21 protein-coding genes and 1 riboswitch are annotated in these 17,635 nt (G+C 71.2%); of the genes, 17 read left to right on the forward strand and 4 right to left on the reverse strand.

The genetic code is table 11. From position 1 onward, the window contains the following. Positions 1–37 precede the first annotated feature (37 nt). The 6 genes from gatC (at position 38) to AB4Y74_RS07115 (ending at position 5,542) form a co-directional block, all read left to right on the forward strand. The gene (gene gatC, locus AB4Y74_RS07090) at positions 38–349 is read left to right on the forward strand and encodes an Asp-tRNA(Asn)/Glu-tRNA(Gln) amidotransferase subunit GatC (protein WP_441787445.1); all 312 of its coding nucleotides are present in this window, start codon (positions 38–40) and stop codon (positions 347–349) included. 6 nt (positions 350–355) lie between these two features. After that, entirely contained in the window at positions 356–1,903 is a 1,548-nt protein-coding gene (gene gatA, locus AB4Y74_RS07095) for an Asp-tRNA(Asn)/Glu-tRNA(Gln) amidotransferase subunit GatA (protein ID WP_441798405.1), read from the forward strand. Beyond that, the gene (gatB, locus tag AB4Y74_RS07100) at positions 1,903–3,417 is read left to right on the forward strand and encodes an Asp-tRNA(Asn)/Glu-tRNA(Gln) amidotransferase subunit GatB (protein WP_441798406.1); all 1,515 of its coding nucleotides are present in this window, start codon (positions 1,903–1,905) and stop codon (positions 3,415–3,417) included. Before gatA ends, gatB begins: the two co-directional genes overlap by 1 nt. 95 nt (positions 3,418–3,512) lie before the next feature. Further along, positions 3,513–4,067, forward strand: coding sequence for a YbaK/EbsC family protein (locus AB4Y74_RS07105; RefSeq protein WP_441798407.1), 555 nt, complete (start codon positions 3,513–3,515; stop codon positions 4,065–4,067). A gap of 25 nt (positions 4,068–4,092) precedes the next feature. Continuing rightward, complete coding sequence (locus AB4Y74_RS07110) at positions 4,093–5,013, forward strand: oxygenase MpaB family protein (RefSeq protein ID WP_441798408.1); 921 nt, start codon at positions 4,093–4,095, stop codon at positions 5,011–5,013. A gap of 22 nt (positions 5,014–5,035) precedes the next feature. Continuing rightward, positions 5,036–5,542 carry a PaaI family thioesterase gene (locus AB4Y74_RS07115; protein WP_441798409.1) on the forward strand — a complete coding sequence of 169 codons (507 nt, stop codon included), beginning with the start codon at positions 5,036–5,038 and terminating at the stop codon, positions 5,540–5,542. A 15-nt stretch (positions 5,543–5,557) separates the two neighbouring features. Here AB4Y74_RS07115 and AB4Y74_RS07120 read toward each other — a convergent pair whose 3' ends face one another. Together AB4Y74_RS07120 and AB4Y74_RS07125 are read right to left on the reverse strand one after the other, a co-directional pair. Continuing rightward, positions 5,558–7,279 (reverse strand): long-chain-fatty-acid--CoA ligase, encoded by a 1,722-nt coding sequence (locus AB4Y74_RS07120; RefSeq protein WP_441798410.1) that lies wholly within the window; start codon positions 7,277–7,279, stop codon positions 5,558–5,560. A gap of 10 nt (positions 7,280–7,289) precedes the next feature. Beyond that, entirely contained in the window at positions 7,290–7,952 is a 663-nt protein-coding gene (locus AB4Y74_RS07125) for an SDR family oxidoreductase (protein WP_441798411.1), read from the reverse strand. Between the two features lie 125 nt (positions 7,953–8,077). On the opposite strand from AB4Y74_RS07125, the gene AB4Y74_RS07130 reads away from it, so the two are divergent. The 4 genes from AB4Y74_RS07130 to AB4Y74_RS07145 all read left to right on the forward strand — a co-directional run bounded on the left by AB4Y74_RS07130 (position 8,078) and on the right by AB4Y74_RS07145 (position 10,398). Then, entirely contained in the window at positions 8,078–8,389 is a 312-nt protein-coding gene (locus AB4Y74_RS07130; protein WP_441798412.1) for a DUF6412 domain-containing protein, read from the forward strand. A gap of 102 nt (positions 8,390–8,491) precedes the next feature. After that, positions 8,492–9,265 (forward strand): YidC/Oxa1 family membrane protein insertase, encoded by a 774-nt coding sequence (locus AB4Y74_RS07135; RefSeq protein WP_441798413.1) that lies wholly within the window; start codon positions 8,492–8,494, stop codon positions 9,263–9,265. A 57-nt stretch (positions 9,266–9,322) separates the two neighbouring features. Then, a complete protein-coding gene (locus AB4Y74_RS07140) occupies positions 9,323–9,646 on the forward strand; it encodes a hypothetical protein (protein ID WP_441798414.1) in 324 nt (107 codons plus the stop codon). Positions 9,647–9,699: 53 nt separating this feature from the next. Continuing rightward, on the forward strand, positions 9,700–10,398 hold the full coding sequence (locus tag AB4Y74_RS07145) for a hypothetical protein (RefSeq protein ID WP_441798415.1): 699 nt from the start codon (positions 9,700–9,702) through the stop codon (positions 10,396–10,398). Positions 10,399–10,521: 123 nt separating this feature from the next. On the opposite strand, the gene AB4Y74_RS07150 is transcribed toward AB4Y74_RS07145, so the two are convergent. Then, a complete protein-coding gene (locus AB4Y74_RS07150) occupies positions 10,522–11,526 on the reverse strand; it encodes an aldo/keto reductase family protein (protein WP_441798416.1) in 1,005 nt (334 codons plus the stop codon). A gap of 98 nt (positions 11,527–11,624) precedes the next feature. Here AB4Y74_RS07150 and dinB point away from each other — a divergent pair, with 98 nt between their 5' ends. The 7 genes from dinB (at position 11,625) to AB4Y74_RS07185 (ending at position 17,246) form a co-directional block, all read left to right on the forward strand. Then, complete coding sequence (dinB, locus tag AB4Y74_RS07155) at positions 11,625–12,899, forward strand: DNA polymerase IV (RefSeq protein WP_441798417.1); 1,275 nt, start codon at positions 11,625–11,627, stop codon at positions 12,897–12,899. 57 nt (positions 12,900–12,956) lie between these two features. Continuing rightward, on the forward strand, positions 12,957–13,283 hold the full coding sequence (locus AB4Y74_RS07160) for a spore germination protein GerW family protein (protein WP_441798418.1): 327 nt from the start codon (positions 12,957–12,959) through the stop codon (positions 13,281–13,283). Between the two features lie 25 nt (positions 13,284–13,308). Beyond that, a riboswitch (TPP riboswitch) is annotated at positions 13,309–13,419 on the forward strand. Positions 13,420–13,456: 37 nt separating this feature from the next. Next, the gene (locus tag AB4Y74_RS07165) at positions 13,457–14,080 is read left to right on the forward strand and encodes an ECF transporter S component (protein WP_441798419.1); all 624 of its coding nucleotides are present in this window, start codon (positions 13,457–13,459) and stop codon (positions 14,078–14,080) included. Positions 14,081–14,085: 5 nt separating this feature from the next. Beyond that, the gene (locus tag AB4Y74_RS07170) at positions 14,086–15,597 is read left to right on the forward strand and encodes an ABC transporter ATP-binding protein (RefSeq protein WP_441798420.1); all 1,512 of its coding nucleotides are present in this window, start codon (positions 14,086–14,088) and stop codon (positions 15,595–15,597) included. Then, positions 15,594–16,373: an energy-coupling factor transporter transmembrane component T family protein gene (locus AB4Y74_RS07175; RefSeq protein WP_441798421.1), complete on the forward strand. Its 780-nt coding sequence runs from the start codon at positions 15,594–15,596 to the stop codon at positions 16,371–16,373. Before AB4Y74_RS07170 ends, AB4Y74_RS07175 begins: the two co-directional genes overlap by 4 nt. Next, positions 16,357–16,971 carry an ATP-binding protein gene (locus AB4Y74_RS07180; RefSeq protein ID WP_441798422.1) on the forward strand — a complete coding sequence of 205 codons (615 nt, stop codon included), beginning with the start codon at positions 16,357–16,359 and terminating at the stop codon, positions 16,969–16,971. The genes AB4Y74_RS07175 and AB4Y74_RS07180 overlap by 17 nt, the downstream gene beginning before the upstream one ends. After that, positions 16,968–17,246, forward strand: a complete 279-nt coding sequence (locus AB4Y74_RS07185) for a hypothetical protein (RefSeq protein WP_441798423.1) — start codon at positions 16,968–16,970, stop codon at positions 17,244–17,246. The genes AB4Y74_RS07180 and AB4Y74_RS07185 overlap by 4 nt, the downstream gene beginning before the upstream one ends. Before the next feature lie 31 nt (positions 17,247–17,277). On the opposite strand, the gene AB4Y74_RS07190 is transcribed toward AB4Y74_RS07185, so the two are convergent. After that, the gene (locus AB4Y74_RS07190) at positions 17,278–17,631 is read right to left on the reverse strand and encodes a metallopeptidase family protein (protein WP_441798424.1); all 354 of its coding nucleotides are present in this window, start codon (positions 17,629–17,631) and stop codon (positions 17,278–17,280) included. Positions 17,632–17,635 lie beyond the last annotated feature (4 nt).

Consider the following 17,635-nt stretch of genomic DNA (forward strand, 5'->3'; position numbering starts at 1 on the left):
GCGCCCCTCCACCACCGAATCCCACGGAGACGCACCCTTGTCTGAAACCAGCGCAGGCGACATCAGCGCCGAACAGGTCGCGCACCTGGCGAACCTCGCCAGGATCGACCTCAGCCCGGAAGAGCTCGAGAGCCTCACGAAGGAGCTCGGCCAGATCGTCGAGTCCGTCGCCAAGGTCCAGGAGGTGGCCGGTCCGGACGTGCCGGCCACCAGCCACCCGCTGCCCCTCACGAACGTGTTCCGCAGCGACGAGATCCGCCCGTCGCTGACCGTCGAGCAGGCGCTGTCCGGTGCGCCGGCGCGCGAGGGCGACCGCTTCAAGGTCGCCACCATCCTGGACGAGGAGTAGGACGAGATGACCGACCTGACCCGCCTCTCCGCCTCCGCCCTCGCCGAGAAGCTCGCCGCGCGCGACGTCTCCTCGGTGGAGGCCGTACGCGCCCACCTCGACCGCATCGAGGCCGTCGACGCCGACGTCCACGCCTTCCTCCACGTCGCCGGCGAGAAGGCCGTGCGCACCGCGACGGAGATCGACGAGCGCCGGGCGGCCGGTGACGCCCTCGGGCCGCTCGCGGGCGTCCCGATCGCGATCAAGGACGTCCTCGCCACCCAGGACATGCCCTCGACCTCCGGGTCGAAGATCCTCGAGGGCTGGATCCCGCCCTACGACGCGACCGTGGTGCGCAAGCTCCGCGAGGCCGGCCTGGTGCCGCTCGGCAAGACCAATATGGACGAGTTCGCCATGGGCTCCTCGACCGAGCACTCGGCCTACGGGCCCACCCGCAACCCGTGGGATCTGGAGCGTATCCCCGGTGGTTCCGGCGGCGGCTCGGCCGCAGCCGTCTCCGCCTTCGAGGCCCCGCTGGCCCTGGGGTCCGACACCGGCGGCTCGATCCGTCAGCCCGCCGCGGTGACCGGCTCGGTCGGCGTGAAGCCGACCTACGGCGGGGTCAGCCGCTACGGCGCGATCGCGCTCGCAAGCTCGCTCGACCAGGTCGGTCCGGTGTCCCGTTCGGTGCTCGATGCGGGCCTCCTGCACGACGTCATCGGCGGCCACGACCCGCTCGATTCCACCTCCCTCAGCGACACCTGGCCGTCGATGGCGGACGCCGCCCGCGCCGGACACCGCGAAGGCGCCCTGAAGGGCGTGCGCGTCGGGGTCATCCGCGAGATCGCCGGAGACGGCTTCCAGGCCGGTGTCAAGCAGCGGTTCGACGAGTCCCTCGCCCTGCTGGAGCAGGCGGGCGCCGAGATCGTCGAGGTCGGTGCTCCGAGCTTCGAGTACGCCGTGTCGGCGTACTACCTGATCCTTCCGGCAGAGGCGTCCAGCAACCTGGCTCGCTTCGACTCCGTGCGGTTCGGCCTGCGTGTCGACCCGACCGATGGCCCGGTCACGGTCGAGCGCGTCATGGCCGCCACCCGCGATGCGGGCTTCGGTCCTGAGGTGAAGCGCCGCATCATCCTGGGCACCTATGCCCTGAGCGCCGGCTACTACGACGCCTACTACGGCAGCGCTCAGAAGGTCCGCACGCTCATCCAGCGCGACTTCCAGTCCGCCTTCGAGAAGGTGGATGTGCTGGTCAGCCCGAGCGCGCCGACCACCGCGTTCAAGCTGGGCGAGAAGATCGACGACCCGATGGCGATGTACCTGAACGACATCACCACCATCCCGGCGAACCTCGCCGGCGTTCCGGGAATGGGCCTGCCGATCGGACTCGCACCGGAGGACGGCCTGCCCGTCGGCATGCAGTTGATGGCGCCGGCGCGAGCCGACGCCCGCCTGTACACGTACGGCGCGGCGCTTGAGCAGCTGCTCATCGACCGCTGGGGCGGTCCGCTGCTGAGTCAGGCGCCCGACCTGACTGCCACCGAGATGTTCGCGAGCGAAGAGGGGGCCATCTGATGGCGAACGCCACAACGCAGAAGCCGGAACTGATGGACTATGACAAGGCTCTCGAGCTGTTCGAGCCCGTCCTCGGCTTCGAGGTCCACGTCGAGCTGAACACGAAGACCAAGATGTTCTGCGGCTGCGCCAACGAGTTCGGCTCCGGCGCCAACACGAACACCTGCCCGACCTGCCTCGGGCTCCCCGGCGGCATGCCGCAGGTGAACGAGAAGGCGATCGAGTCGAGCATCCGCTTGGGCCTGGCGCTCGGCTGCGAGATCGCCGAGACGAGCCGTTTCGCCCGGAAGAACTACTTCTACCCGGACCTCGCGAAGGACTTCCAGACCTCGCAGTACGACGAACCGATCGCCCACGACGGCACGATCACGATCACGCTGGAGAACGGCCGCGAGATCGTCGTCGCGATCGAGCGCGCCCACATGGAGGAGGACGCCGGCAAGCTGACGCACGTCGGTGGCGCCACCGGGCGCATCCAGGGTGCCGACTACTCGCTGGTCGACTTCAACCGCGGCGGCGTGCCGCTGGTCGAGATCGTCACGAAGATCATCGAGGGCACCGAGGCGGACGCACCCGAGGTCGGCCGTGCCTACGTGCGTGCCATCCGCGACATCGTGAAGGGCCTGGGCGTCTCGAACGCGCGCATGGAGGAGGGCAACGTCCGCTGCGACGCCAACATCTCCCTGCGCCGCCGCGGCTCCACCGAGCTCGGCACCCGGACGGAGACCAAGAACGTCAACTCCCTCCGCTCGATCGAGCGCGCGGTGCGCTACGAGATCCAGCGCCAGGCGGCGATCCTCGACGCCGGCGGCCGGATCGTTCAGGAGACGCGTCACTGGCACGAAGACACGGGCACCACCAGCGCCGGCCGCCCCAAGTCGGACGCCGACGACTACCGCTACTTCCCCGAGCCCGACCTGGTGCCGGTGGCGCCGAGCCGCGAATGGGTGGAGGAGCTGCGCGGGACGCTGCCCGAGCCTCCCGAGGTGCGTCGCAAGCGTCTGACGACCGAGTGGGGCTTCACGGCTCTCGAGTTCCAGGATGTCGCCAACGCCGACCTGCTCGACGAGGTCGAGGCCACCATCGCCGCAGGTTCCACGCCCGCCGCCGCCCGCAAGTGGTGGACCGGCGAGATCGCCCGCCTGGCCAACGCCCAGAACGTGCCTGCGGGCACGCTGGTCAGCCCGCAGAACGTCGCGGAACTCGCGGGGCTGATCGAGGCCGGGACGCTCACCGACCGCCTGGCGCGCCAGGTGCTGGAGGGTGTCGTCGCCGGTGAAGGCCGCCCGCAGGAGGTCGTCGATGCCCGCGGGCTCGCGGTCGTCTCGGACGACGGCGCGCTGATCGCGGCCATCGACGAGGCACTGGCCGCCCAGCCGGACGTGCTGGCGAAGATCCGCGACGGCAAGGTGCAAGCCGCCGGGGCCGTCATCGGCGCCGTCATGAAGGCGATGCGCGGCCAGGCCGACGCCGCGCGCGTGCGCGAGCTGGTGCTCGAGCGGGCATCCCAGTAGCCCTCCCTGACGATTTGCGCCAAATCTCGGTAATGCGGACCGCAGAACCGAGATTTGGCGCAAATCTCAGCGGCGGCGGGGGTTAGCTTTACTGCATGGGCGTCTTCACTCTCGGTGGTCTCACCACTGCTCCCGCATCCACTCGTTCCGACCTGCTCGCACCGTCGACGCTGAGCGCCCTCGAAGCGCTGGGCTGGCTGGACGACGTGGGGGTGGTCGAGATCGACCCGGACATTTCCGACACGGCCGCGACACGCGACCAGTTCGACCTGGAGGCGACCAACCTCGCCAACTGCGTCGTCGTCGCCGGCAAGCGGGAGGGCGTGGAGCGGATCGCCGCCTGCGTGGTGCTCTCGACGACGCGCGCCGATGTCAACAACACCGTCAAGCGGCTGCTGGATGTACGGAAGGCGTCGTTCCTGCCGATGGACCGCGCGGTCGAGCTGACCGGGATGGAGTACGGCGGCATCACCCCGATCGGCCTGCCCGACGGGTGGCCGGTGCTCGTCGACGCCCGCGTCGCGGAGCAAGAGGTCGTCATCATCGGCTCGGGCGTCCGCCGGTCCAAGATCCTGCTGCCAGGACGCCTCATCGCCGAGCTCCCGGACGCGCGACTCATCGACGGCCTCGGTCAGGACGTCCCGGCATGATCTCCGACTTCGGCAGCGCCCCGCGATGACCTCGACCGCCGTCGACCGCGTCCTCACACCGCTGCGTGCCCGCCTGATCGAGACCCTCGCCGGCCGGTCGGACGAGATCCCCGCCTGGGTGCTCCGCCTGGAGGAGGGCGAGGACGAGGGCTTCTTCTCGCCCGACAGCGCCGCCTGGGCGGTGCACGGCGGCATGCCGACGCTCGTCGCCGGCGTGCGGGCGCTTCTGCTGCAGGCGCTGCATCCCGGGGCCCTGGCCGGGGTCCGCGACTTTTCGCGGTTCCGGGAGGACCCGCTGGGGCGTCTCGCCGGCACCATCCAGTGGATCCACACGGTCACTTTCGGCAGTCGCGGGCAGGCCATCGCGAGCTCCGAGATGGTCCGTTCCCTGCACCGCCGCGTCGCCGGCACCTTCATCGACGGGCACGGGGTGGAACGCCCCTACTCGGCGAACGATCCCGAGCTGGCGCGCTGGGTGCACCTGGCCTTCACGGACGCGTTCCTCACCGCGCACGAGCACTGGGGCGACGCGATTCCGGGCGGCGCCGACGGCTACGTATCCGAGTGGGCGACGGCCGCCGAACTGATGGGCGTCGAGGATGCGCCGCGAACGGCGGCGGAACTGCGCGCCGCGATCGATGCGATCACCGACGCGGGCGAGCTGCGCGGGGGACCGGAGGTGGAGGAGATCGTGCGGTTCATCCGCCGCGCACCGCTGCGCCGGATGCTGCGTCCGACGTACCGCATCGTCTTCCGGGCCGCTGTCTCCACGCTGGAACCGCGCCACCGCGAGCTGCTGGGTCTGCCCCCCACGGCGGCCGAGCGGCTGCTGCCGCTGCACGGCGCCACCGGAGCGGTGCTCGCGGGCGCCCGCGTGCTGCTCGGTCCGCAGACGCAGGCCGAGCTGGCGGCGCGCCGACGGCTGGCGCGTCTCGCCAGCGCCTGACCCGCTGGGAGAGGATGTCCTCATGCACGAAGACGTCACCGAGCGCACCCGAACCGTCACCTGGGAGGACCCGGCACCCGGGGTCGCCGTCATGCCGACCATGACCGGGCTGGAGTACCTGCAGTCGATGCTGGGCGGGGAGCTGCCGCCGCCTCCCATCACCGAGCTGATGCGGATGACGCTGGTTGCGGCCGACGTGGGAACCGCTACCTTCGTCTGCGATCCCGACGAGTCGCACTACAACCCGATCGGGACGGTGCACGGCGGTCTCATGTGCACCCTGCTCGACTCGGCGCTGGGCTGCGCCGTGCAGACGACGCTGCCGCTGGGACAGGGCTACACATCCATCGAGATCAAGGTCAACTACCTGCGGCCGGTGTACGCGCACAGCGGCCGGCTGACCTGCGTCGCGACCGTGACGAAGCCCGGCAACCGGGTCGCCTTCGCCGACGGCGTGGTCACGGATGCGTCCGGCAAGACGGTGGCGACGGCGACCGGGTCACTGCTGGTGTTCCCGATCGGCGGGTGACCGCCGCGGCGAGCGCTACTTGGCCTGCTGGGCCAGCAGCTGCTCGCGCACCTTTCGGCGGATGACCTTTCCGACGATCGACCGGGGCAGCTCGTCCACCTGCACAACGTGCTTCGGCACTTTGTACGGCGTCAAGCAGTCCCGACCGTAGGCGCGGATCGCCTCCTCGTCGAAGGAGGCGCCGGCATCCATCACGACCGCAGCGACCACGTCCTCGCCGCCGCGCCGGTGGGGGAGACCCACCACGGCAACGTCCGCGACGCCGGGGAACGAGCGCAGAGCATCCTCGACCTCCGTCGGCGACACATTGAAGCCGCCGGTGACGATGAGCTCCTTGATGCGGTCGACGATGCGGACGAAGCCGTCCGCGTCCATCGTCACGATGTCTCCGGTGCGGAACCAGCCGTCGGCCGTGAGCGCTTTGGCCGTCTCGTCGGAGTTGCGCCAGTAGCCGGAGAAGACCTGGGGTCCGCGGGCGAGCAGCTCGCCCTCCTCGCCCATCGCCCTGTCGACCGCCGGGTCGTCCGGGTCGGCCACCCGAAGCTCGGTGCTGGGGAGGGGGAGACCGACGGTCCCGGCCCTGCGGCTCGCGCCGACCGGGTTGGCCATGAGCACCGGGGAGCACTCGGAGAGACCGTAGCCCTCGACGAGGTAGCCGCCGGTCTTGCTCTCCCACAGGTCGACGATGCCCTGCGGCAGGCTCATCGCGCCGGAGATGGCGATCTCGATCCCGGAGAGCGACACCTTCCGCTTCTCCGCCGCCTCCACCAGCCGCTCGTAGATCGGGGGCACCGCGGGAAGGAACGTCGCGGGATGCTTCTTCACCACATCCAGCACCAGGTCGGGGTCGAACTTGGGGAACAGCACGAGCCGCGCACCCATGCTCATCGCGAAGGTGAGGCACAGCGTCAGGCCGTACGCGTGGAAGAGCGGCAGGACGGCGTAGACGACAGCGGTGCCGCGCTCGACGGTGGGCACCCACGCGCGGGCCTGGGCGGCGTTCACGGTGAGGTTGCCGTGGCTGAGCATCGCCCCCTTCGGCCGACCCGTCGTGCCGGACGTGTACTGGATGAGCGCGAGATCGTCGCGTTCGGGTCGCGGGTACGAAGCCTTGATGCGGCGGGAGGCGACCAGCGAGTCCCAGCCGATGGTCCCGCTGACCTTAGCCGTCAGCTGCTCGCGCGCTTTCCGCGCGGCGGCCACGGGGAGGCGGAGCGCGATGCGCTTCGAGGTGGGCATCGCGCGCGTGAGGTCGACCGAGACGACGGTCTCGACGCCGAGATCGGCGGGAAGCGCCTGAACGGTCGCGGCGACCTTGTCCCACACGATCGCGACGGTCGCGCCGTGGTCCTCGAACTGGTGGCGCAGCTCCCGGGGCGTGTAGAGCGGGTTGTGCTCGACGACGACTGCGCCCAGTCGGAGCACCGCGTAGAACGCGGCGACGTGCTGCGGACAGTTCGGCAGCACCAGGGCGACGCGGTCGCCTTTCGACACCCCGAGCTTCCGGAGTCCCTCGGCGGCGCGGGCGATCTGGTCGCCGAGCTCCGCGTAGGTGGTGGTCGCGCCGAAGAACTCCAGGGCGACATGCCTGCCGTACGTCCGAACGGACTCCTCGATGAGGTGCGAGAGCGAGCCTTCCGGCGTCTCCACTTCGGAGGGGACGCCGGGCGCGTAGCCGGACACCCAGGGCTTGGCGCTGTACGGGGACGGATCGCTCGTCACGCTGTCGCTGGTCACGCGCGCAAGCCTACGCGGACGCGACCAGCGCTCGCACCGCATCCTCGAGGGGGGTCTCCCCGGAGATGACCTCCCACTGGTGGCCCGCAGAGGCCGGTTCGTGCAGCGCCAGCGCGATCAGTCGCGCGACGTCTTCGCGGGCGATGGTCCCGCGCGGAACGCTGTCGCCCAGCGTGATGCGCCCGGTGCCCTCGTCGGTCGTGAGGCCGCCCGGGCGGAGGATGGTCCACTCGAGCCCCGAGTCGCGCAAGGCCGCGTCGGCGTCGCGCTTGGCCTCGACGTAGGCCTTCCAGACCGGGTCGGCATCGTCAACGGGTGCATCGACGCCCCACGCCGAGACCTGGACGAATCGGCGGATGCCGGCCTGGCCCGCGGCCTCCTGGGCGAGGACGGAACCGCCGTAGTCGACGGTCCGCTTGCGCTCGATGCCGGAGCCGGCCCCCGCGCCCGCGGTGAACACCACGGCATCGCAGCCGGCGATGGCGGCCGCAAGGTCCTCCGGCGTGGACTTCTCGATGTCGAGGAGCACACCCTCGCCGCCGAGACGGTAGACGTCGTCCGCGTGTTCGTCGTTCCGAACCACGCCAACGAAGTCGTCGCCGAGGTCGTAGAGCACCCGCATGAGTTGCTGGGCGATTTTTCCGTGTGCACCGATGATCGCGACTCGAGTCATGCCTCCATCCTTCCACCGTCGGGCGGGATGCGGGCGCGCGTCGTGCCGATCACCCGCGGCGACACGCGTCCGCCGGGCGCGAACGCTCTGGGCAGCGGGGCCCGCACTCTGTTACGGTCGGGACCATGATCGCCCTGCTCGAGCTCCTCGGACGCGCCCTTGCGTCCGGTGCCGGCTCGCTGGGCGCTGCGAGCGGGGGAAGCACCGCCGGGTTCGTCGCTCTCGCCGGTGTGGCCGGAGCGCTGGGACTCGTTGCTGTGCTCGCGGCAGCGGGCGTCCGCTCCGTGGCCGCCCTGGCCGCGTCCCTCCGGGTCCGCCCGGTGTGGTCGCGTCCGGTCGAGCCCGTCGCCGGCTGGCTGGCCGAGGGGCCGTCCGACCCCGGCGCCGAGGGCCGCCCGCGCCCGAGGGCACCCGGCTCCTCCCTGTCGGTCGCGTAGTCAGCGCCGCCGTCCGCCGTCCACATCCCCGTGGCCGCGGGTAGCGCACTCCACGCGACCAGACGCGTCCTCACTCCGTCGACTCGCAGGGATCACACACTCATGGACTTCTTCTCCTGGCCGCCCATCGCGGCTGTTCTCGACGGGGCCTACAGCCTCGTCACCGCCCTCTCCGCCACGGTCGAGCCGGTCGCCGGCACGCTGGCGGGGCTCGTCGCCGTCGCTATGCTGACGGTGCTCGTCCGCCTCCTCCTCATCCCCGTCGGCGTCAGCCAGGTGCGCGCGGAATACGCGCGGCGGCGGATCGCCCCGCAGCTGGCCGAACTGCAGCGGCGGCACAAGGGCGACCGCGAGGCGCTCGCCCGGAAGACGATGGAGCTGCATCAGGCCGAGCAGGTCTCACCCTTCGCCGGGATGCTGCCGCTGCTCGCGCAGATCCCGGTCGTCACGCTGGTCTACGCGCTCTTCACCCATCAGACCATCGCCGGGCATGCGAACGGGCTGCTGGCCGAGCACGCGTTCGGGGCGCCTCTCGGAACGAGCTTCGTCGGACTGACCGGAGCCGGCGCCGGTGTCTGGCCGGCGATGCTGGTGTACCTCGGCGTGCTCGCCCTCATCGCGATCGTCACCACCGTCTCGCGCCGGGTGCTGACACTCCCGCAGCCCGAGGGGTCGACGGCGCCGGCGGGGATGCTACGCGCCCTGTCGTTCCTGCCGTACGTGACAGTGGTGTTCGCCGCGTTCGTCCCGCTCGCGGCCGCGGTGTACATCCTCACGTCGACGGCGTGGACGGTAGCCGAACGGTGGACCCTGCGCCGCCTCCTCGACCCCGCCCGCCGCGCCGGCGGGAGCACGCGGCCGACGACATCCCACTGACGGGATCGCACTGACGGGATCCAGCCGGCCCTCACCGCCGGATGGGAGGATGAAGCCATGTTCAAGCGCAGTTCCCCCGATGACAGGCAGGCGGCCGAGAGTCGGCCGCAGGATGGCGGACCGGGTTTCGGCGTCGGCGTCCAGGTCTACGTGCGCGAGCACGACATCCCGTCGTCGGATGATTGGGTCGGGGAGCCGACCGGCGTGATCGTCGCGCCCGGCGACCGGAACCTGCGCAACATCTACGGTCCGAGCGACGGTCTGACCACCTGGACCGTGTCGTTCTTCGAGCCGCAGCACCGCCGCGACGGGCTTGGACCGTACGAGCGGGCGGTCATCCCCGCGTCCCTGCTCGTCGCCGAGGAGCCGTTCGCCGACTGAACCGGTTCGGCATCCCTCTACCTCCGCGCAGGGTGCGAACCTACAATGTCGGCATGTTCGTCGAGGGGACCCTTCGATGGCAGGTCACGGAAGACTGCCCGTGGGACCTGCTGATGGCCCTCGCCCTGCGTGACCTCGCCGGGCTCGGCGACCGGGTGCGCCCGGGGCTCCCAGCCCTGGAGCCGGCCGTGGCGCCGGCCTGGCACTCCCGCCATCCTGAGCCCGCGGATGGCCGCACCCGCATGCGGCCCGCGCCGCTCGCCGGGCCCGCAGGCGGGCGGGGACGGCGCGCCGAAGCGGGGAGCGGGCGGACCGGATCGGACGACGCGTTGGCGGATCAGTGGCAGGCCTGGTTCGAGGTGGCCTCGGACCGGCATCGCCGGCTCACCGCGCCGCTGCTCCATCCGCCGCACTTCGAGGCTTTCGACCGCGCAATCGACCTGCAGGATGCGATCATCGCCCACTACGACGCGGCCGCCGGCTGGACCGCCGCCCGTCATGCCGAGTACGTCGCCGCGAGCACGGCATCCCACGCCCGGCGCGCCGCCGACATCGTGAAGGTGGTCCACGACCGGGAGCACGAGCTCCGTCGTCAGGCAGGGTACTTCCGCCTCGACATCGACGTGCTGCCGCTCGCGGAGAAGGGCGCGTGGATCGTCGGCCCGCACACCGTGGTGATCAGCGCGACCCTGCGTGACGACTCCGTCGCGTTCCGCGACTGGCTTCGGCCCCTCGTCTCCGCCCTCGTCTGAGCGCAGGCGGCGCGATGGTGCCGCCAGGCCACGGTGGAACTCCGCCGAGTGGCGACGAGATGTCACCACTCGGCCGGAATTTCGACCACGACTCACGGTTCGGCGGCCGTGTGTGCGTTGGGGTCAGGCGGGGCGCTTCGCGGGGGAGACGGTCAGAGACGGGTCAGTCTGGGCGATGTCGCCGACGGCCTCGTCGATCCGTGCCAGCACGTCGCCGGACAGCCTGATGCCGGCGGCCGCCGCGTTCGACCGCACCTGCTCGGGACGCGACGCCCCGACGATCGCGCCGGCGACGTTGGGGTTCTGCAGCACCCAGGCCACCGCCAGCTGCGCCATGGTGATGCCCAGCTCGTCGGCGATCGGCTGGAGGTCCTGCACCGCCGTCAGCACGTCCTCCCGCATGAACCTCCGGATCGCATCCGCCCCGCCTTTCTCGTCGGCCGCGCGGCTGCCCTCCGGCGCCTGCTGACCCGGCTTGTATTTGCCGGTCAGCACGCCCTGCGCGACAGGAGACCAGACGATCTGCGAGATCCCGAGCTCGGCCGAGGTCGGCACGACCTGCTTCTCGATGACGCGCCACAGCATCGAGTACTGCGGCTGGTTCGAGATGAGCTGGACGCCGAGGTCCTTCGCGAGCGCGTGTCCGGCGCGCAGCTGGTCGGCGCTCCACTCGCTGACGCCGATGTAGAGCGCCTTGCCCTGCCGGACGACGTCCGCGAACGCCTGCATCGTCTCCTCCAGCGGGGTCTCGGAGTCGTAGCGGTGCGCCTGGTACAGGTCGACGTAGTCGGTCCCTAGGCGCTGGAGCGACCCGTCGATGGATTCGAGGATGTGCTTCCGCGACAACCCGACATCGTTGTGGCCCTTGGGCCCGGTGGGCCAGTACACCTTGGTGAAGATGTCGAGGGAGGCGCGGCGCTCGTTCCTGAGCGCGTCGCCCAGCACCTGCTCAGCGACGGTATTGGCGTACGCGTCGGCCGTGTCGAAGGTGGTGATGCCGGCTTCGAGGGCCGCGTGCACCGACTCCGTGGCGGTGTCGTTCTCCACCTGCGAGCCGTGGGTCAGCCAGTTGCCGTAGATGATCTCGGAGATCTTGAGTCCGCTGTTGCCGAGGTACCTGAATTCCATGGCCCCCAACGTATCCCGATCCCGTGCCGTCGTCGCCGTCGAGCGCACTTCGGCGGTGACGAGTCCCGAGTGTCGGCCCGGAGTGAGAGAGTGAGGGGGTGGGACGAGCAGACGGCAGCCAGCGCCAGGTGAGCGCGGCCGACGTCGACGACTCCGAGGCGTCCATCCTGCACGTCGACATGGATGCGTTCTTCGCGTCGGTGGAGCTGCTCGAGCGGCCCGATGCGCGCGGCAAGCCGGCGATCGTCGGGCATGCGGGCGGCCGCGGGGTCGTCACGAGCGCGACGTACGAGGCCCGGCGATACGGCGTCCGGAGTGCCATGCCGATGTCGCAGGCGCTCCGGCTGTGCCCGTCCGCGATCATCCTGCCCCCGCACTACGAGCGGTACACCGAGTACTCCGCGAAGGTGATGGACATCTTCCACCAGGTCACGCCACTGGTCGAGCCGCTCAGCATCGACGAGGCGTTCCTGGATGTGTCGGGCGCCCGCCGCCTGCTGGGTTCCCCGCGCCGCATCGCCGAGCTGATCCGCTCGCGGGTGCTCGAGGAGACCGGGCTGACGTGTTCCGTCGGGGTCGCCGCGACCAAGTTCATGGCGAAGCTGGCCTCCGGCCGTGCGAAGCCGGACGGGCTGCTGGTCATCCCGCGCGCAGACACGCTCGACTTCCTGCGGCCGCTGCCCGTCGGTGCACTCTGGGGCGTCGGCGCCAGCACGCAGGCGTCGCTCGAGCGGATGGGCCTGCTGACGGTCGCCGACCTCGCGGACGCGCCGCTGCACGTGCTGCAGAAGGCGGTGGGGGATGCCGGCGGCCGCCGGTTGCACGACCTCGCCAACGGGCGGGACGCCCGCAGCATCGTCACCGAGTCGCGCGAGAAGAGCATCGGCCACGAGAACACCTTCGGCACCGACGTGGGCGATCTCGACACGCTCCGCCGCGAGTTCCTCCGCCTCTCGGGGCGCGTCGGCGAGCGGCTGCGCAAGCACGACATGGTGGCGCGCACCGTGGCGATCAAGGTCCGGTTCTCCGACTTCCGCACGATCACGCGGTCGCGCACGCTCGCCGAGCCGACGAACGTGGGCCGGCGACTGTTCGAGGAGGCGTGGGATGTGTTTGACGCGCTCGGCCTGGATGTGCGGCAGACGCCCCTCCGCCTGATCGGGGTGCGAGCCGAGCAGCTCCTCGATGCCGGCGGCGACACGCTCGCGCTGTGGGACCCGGACGAGGAGTGGCGGGAGACCGAGCGGACCCTCGACGCGGTCAGCGCCCGCTTCGGTCGCGGCATGATCGGGCCCGCCTCCCTGGTCCGGCGCTCGCGCGACGCCGATGAGGAAGAGCGCGACGGCCGCAACCCGAAGTACGTCAGCGACTGAGCCCGTCGCGTTCGAACTGCCCTGTTCAGGCGGCAGAGGGCGCGCTACCGTGGGGTCATGACGAACTTCTCGCTGAAACTCGCGGAGACCGTGACCGGCTCCGGCATCAAGTCGGTCTACGGCGAGCCGGTCGTCGTCGACGGCACCACGATCGTCCCGGTCGCCGCTGTGCAGTTCGGCTTCGGCGCGGGCGGTGCAGGGGATGAGGACGCCGCAGGCGGCGCGGGCGGCGGCGGGGTCGCCATCCCGTTCGGCGCGTACATCTCCGACGAGCTCGGGGTCCGCTTCCGGCCGAACCTGATCACGTTGCTCGCCGTCGGCATCCCCTTCGTGTGGGTGGCCGGCCATGCGTGGGCCCGTGTGATCCGCGCGCTCAAGAAGTAGCGTCGTGCCTCCCGCGGTCTAGACTGGAGGAGAACACGGGAGTCCGGTGAGCCGGGCTGAGAGGAGACTTCTCCAAGTCTCGACCGTCGAACCTGATCTGGGTCATGCCAGCGCAGGGAGGACATTTCTCAACATCCCGTGCCCTGTTCCATTCGACAGAAGGGGCACGAACAGTGCACGCAATCATCTCCTCCGTGGGCGCACGCCCGCGTACTCTCCGCTGGCGGGTCGTCGACATCGTCGTCGCCAGTGTCGTCGCCGTCGCATCCGGTGTCGTCTTCTGGGTGTGGGGTGTCGTCCAGAACCCCATCTCGGGTCCGGTCGGTGCCGTACTGCCCGGGTTCCAGGGCATCCTGAACGGCCCGTGGCTGTTCGCCGGGGTGCTCGTGGCGCTCATCGTCCGCAAGCGCGGGGCAGCGCTGTTCGGCGAGCTGGTCGCGGCGATCGTGTCCGCCCTGATCGGGACGCAGTGGGGCTTCGCCACGCTGCTCTCCGGGGCGGTGCAGGGCCTCGGCGCCGAGATCGTCTTCGCGCTCTTCCTGTACGCCAACTGGCGCCTCGTCCCGGCACTGCTGGCCGGCGCGGGCGCGGGGCTCGCCGAGTCGATCCTTGACCTCCTCTACTGGTACCCCGGCTCGAAGGCCGGGTTCGCGATCACCTACACGATCACGACCACCGTCTCCGGAATGATCGTCGCCGGCCTCGGCTCCTGGCTGCTGGTGCGCGCCCTCGCGCGGACCGGCGCGCTGAGCCGCTTCGCGGCGGGCCGCGAGGCGCAGAAGGCCGTCCGGGTCTGACGACCGTGACCAAGCGACTGCCGGTCCCGGCCGCCGTTCGGGTCGACGGCTGGGGCTGGCGTTACGCCGGACGCAGCGACTGGGCCGCTCGGGACGTGAGTCTGCGGATCGAGCCCGGCGAGCGGGTCCTGCTGCTCGGAGCCTCAGGCGCCGGCAAGAGCACCCTGCTGGCCGGTCTCGCCGGTGTGCTGGGCGGAGACGACGACGGCGAGTTCGAGGGCTCGCTGACCGTTGCGGGGCGGCCGCCTGCGGAGGCGCGCGGCTCCGCGGGTCTGCTGCTGCAGGATCCGGAAGCGCAGGTCATCCTCGCCCGGGTGGGCGACGATGTCGCCTTCGCCTGCGAGAACCTCGGCGTTCCGCGAGAGGAGATCTGGCGCCGCGTCCGGCAGGCCCTTACAGAGGTCGGCCTCGCTGTGCCGCTGGACCGGTCGACGGCCGAGCTGTCCGGCGGGCAGAAGCAGCGCCTGGCACTGGCCGGTCTGCTGGCCATGCGCCCGGGGCTGCTGCTGCTGGACGAGCCGACGGCCAACCTCGACCCCGAGGGCGTCCTGGAAGTGCGGGATGCGGTGCGCGCGGCCCTCGACGCGACCGGAGCGACCCTGGTCGTGGTCGAGCACCGCGTGGCCGTCTGGCGCGACCTCGTGACGCGGGTCGTCGTCCTGGACGCCGACGGGGGAGTGCTCGCCGACGGCCCTCCGGAGGTGGTGCTGAACGACGCGGCCGGCGAGCTGCGGCACGCGGGCGTCTGGCTGCCCGACACGCCCGTCCCCGTGGCGCCGGTCGTCACCGAGGGCGCGCCGCTGCTCACCGCACGGTCGCTGGTCTTCGGGCGGGGTCCGGCGGTGACCCGCGGACGCCGGCGCGGCCGACGCCCGCGCCCGGTAGCGGCCGACGCCGTCGGGTTCCCGGTCGATGCCGACCTCCGCGAGGGCTCCGCCCTGGCGCTGATCGGCCGGAACGGCGCGGGCAAGTCGACCCTCGCACTCACGCTCGGCGGACTCCTCCCCGCGGTGGACGGCTCCCTCGCCGCCGAACCGGCTCTGGCGAACGGACTGCCCTCCGATCCGGGCGGGTGGCGCTCGCGGGAGCTGCTCACCCGCATCGGCAGCGTGTTCCAGAATCCCGAGCACCAGTTCATCGCCTCCACGGTCCGCGACGAGCTGGCTGCGGGACCACGCGCGCTCGGCCTGTCCGGCACGGAGGTCGAAGCACGCGTGGACGACCTGCTCGTGCGCCTGGCGCTCGACGGCGTGGCTGCGGCAAACCCGTTCACCCTGTCCGGCGGCCAGAAGCGCCGGCTCTCGGTCGGCACGGCGCTGGCCACGCGTCCGCGACTGCTGGTGCTCGATGAACCGACGTTCGGGCAGGATGCGCGCACCTGGCAGGGGCTCGTCGGGCTCATCTCGGAACTGCGTCGCGACGGTCACGCCGTCGTCGCGGCCACCCATGACGCCGAATTCGTTTCCGCGGTGGGTGCATCCTCGCTCCGGCTGGACGCGGCGGAGGTGAGCGCATGACCCTGGTGCAACCGCTGCGGACCGGCCCGCTGGCGACCCTGAACCCGGTCTCGAAGCTCGGCGCGGCGCTCATCGTCACGGTGGCGCTGCTGCTGTCGATCGACCCGGTGTCTGCGGGTGTCGCGCTCGGCCTGGAGTTGATCCTGCTGGCTTTCGCGGGCCTGCCGCTGCGCACCGTGGTGGCGCGCACGGCGCCGGTCTGGATCGCGGCGCCGCTCGCCGGTCTCACCACGCTGCTGTACGGCCAGAGCTCCGGCACGGTGTACGTGCAGTGGTGGGCGGTGGAGATCAGCGATGGATCGATCTCCCTCGCGCTGGCGACGATGCTCCGTGTCCTCGCGATCGGTCTGCCCGCGGTTCTGCTGTTCATCACGATCGACCCGACCGACCTCGCCGACGGTCTCGCCCAGTTGCTGAGGCTCCCCGCGCGCTTCGTCATCGGCGGCCTGGCGGGCCTCCGCCTGGTGGGCCTCTTCGCCGAGGACTGGCGCGCGCTCACGCTGGCGCGCCGCGCGCGGGGTGTCGCGGAGTCGGGAGCGTTCCGCCGGTTCCTCGGCCAGTCGTTCGCGCTGTTCGTGCTGTCCCTGCGGCGCGGGACCAAGCTGGCGACGGCGATGGAGGCGCGCGGGTTCGGCACGGGAGGCAGGCGCACGTGGGCGCGTCCGTCCGTCTTCCGCGGCCGCGACTGGGTGGCGATGGCCGTCGCGGCGCTCGTCGCGGGCGTCGCGGTCGCGGCGGCCTTGGCGACGGGGAGCTGGAATGCGCCCCTCGGCTGAGCTCGCGGCGCTGGGAGCGGCGGTCGCCGGAGCCGTCGACACGGCATCCGCGGCGGGCCGCACCCCGATCATCCTGATCGACGGTCCGAGCGGTGCGGGAAAGAGTTCCCTCGCCGACCGGCTGCTTGCGGAGTGGCCGGCGGCCGGGCGGCCGCGCCTCGTCCGGATGGACGACCTCTACCCCGGATGGGACGGTCTCGACGCCGGCAGCGAGGCGGTCGGCCGCGACTTGCTGGAGCCGCTGCGTGCTGACGGCACCGGCTCGTGGCAGCGCTGGGACTGGACGGAGGGCCGTCCCGCCGGGCGCGCGATGGTCTCCGGATGCGAACCGCTGGTCGTCGAAGGCTGTGGCTCGCTCTCTCGGCGCAACGCCGCCGTCGCCGATCTGACGGTGTGGCTGCAGGCGGACGACGCGCTGCGCAAAGCGCGCGCGATCGCCCGTGACGGCGCCGCATTCGCCGCCGAGTGGGACCGCTGGCAGGAGCAGTTCGACCGCTTCGTCGCGCGCGAGCATCCCCTCGCACTCGCCGCTCTGGTGCTGGATGTGACGGCGGTGGACCTCGTCGACCCGTCGAGGGGGACTACGGTGGAGTCATGACCGACGCACGACAGGACCCCGAGTACATCGTCGAATACGCCGACGGGCCCCTGGTGGGCCAGACCGACCGCCGTTTCCTGGTGGACGGCAAAGTGGATGAGCGCATCGGCGTGATCGCCGCCGTCGAAGGACTCGAATCCACCTTCTGGTACGTGGCGGGCGAGGAGCGCGAGGTCGAAGGTCAGCGTCAGGTGACGTACCACTTCGACCAGCCGGACTCCGACCCGGTGGCGCCCGACAAGGACGACGAGTCCATCTTCGGCTTCGGGGCCTGACCCGGCGACTAGGCGACTGGGCCCGGGCCGGCTACGCCCAGCCGAGCTCGTGAAGCCGGTCGTCGTCGATGCCGTAGTAGTGCGCGATCTCATGCACCAGCGTGATGTGAATCTCGTCCCGCAGCTCGTCCTCGTCCGCGCAGATCGCCAGTAGCGGCTCGCGGTACAGCACGATGCGGTCCGGCATCTCGCCGAACCCGTAGTCGCCGCGCTCGGTGAGGGCGACGCCGTCGTACAGTCCGAGCAGGTCGAGAGAGCCATCCTCGGGCCGGTCTTCGACCACGAACACGACGTTGTCGAGGCCGTCGACCATCTCGTCCGGGAGCTGGTCGAGCTCGTCCGAGACGAGCGCTTCGAACGCCTCCCCGTCCAGCGACAGGCTCATGCGC

This window comes from Leifsonia sp. RAF41 (genome assembly GCF_052114085.1).
GTDB lineage: Bacteria > Actinomycetota > Actinomycetes > Actinomycetales > Microbacteriaceae > Leifsonia.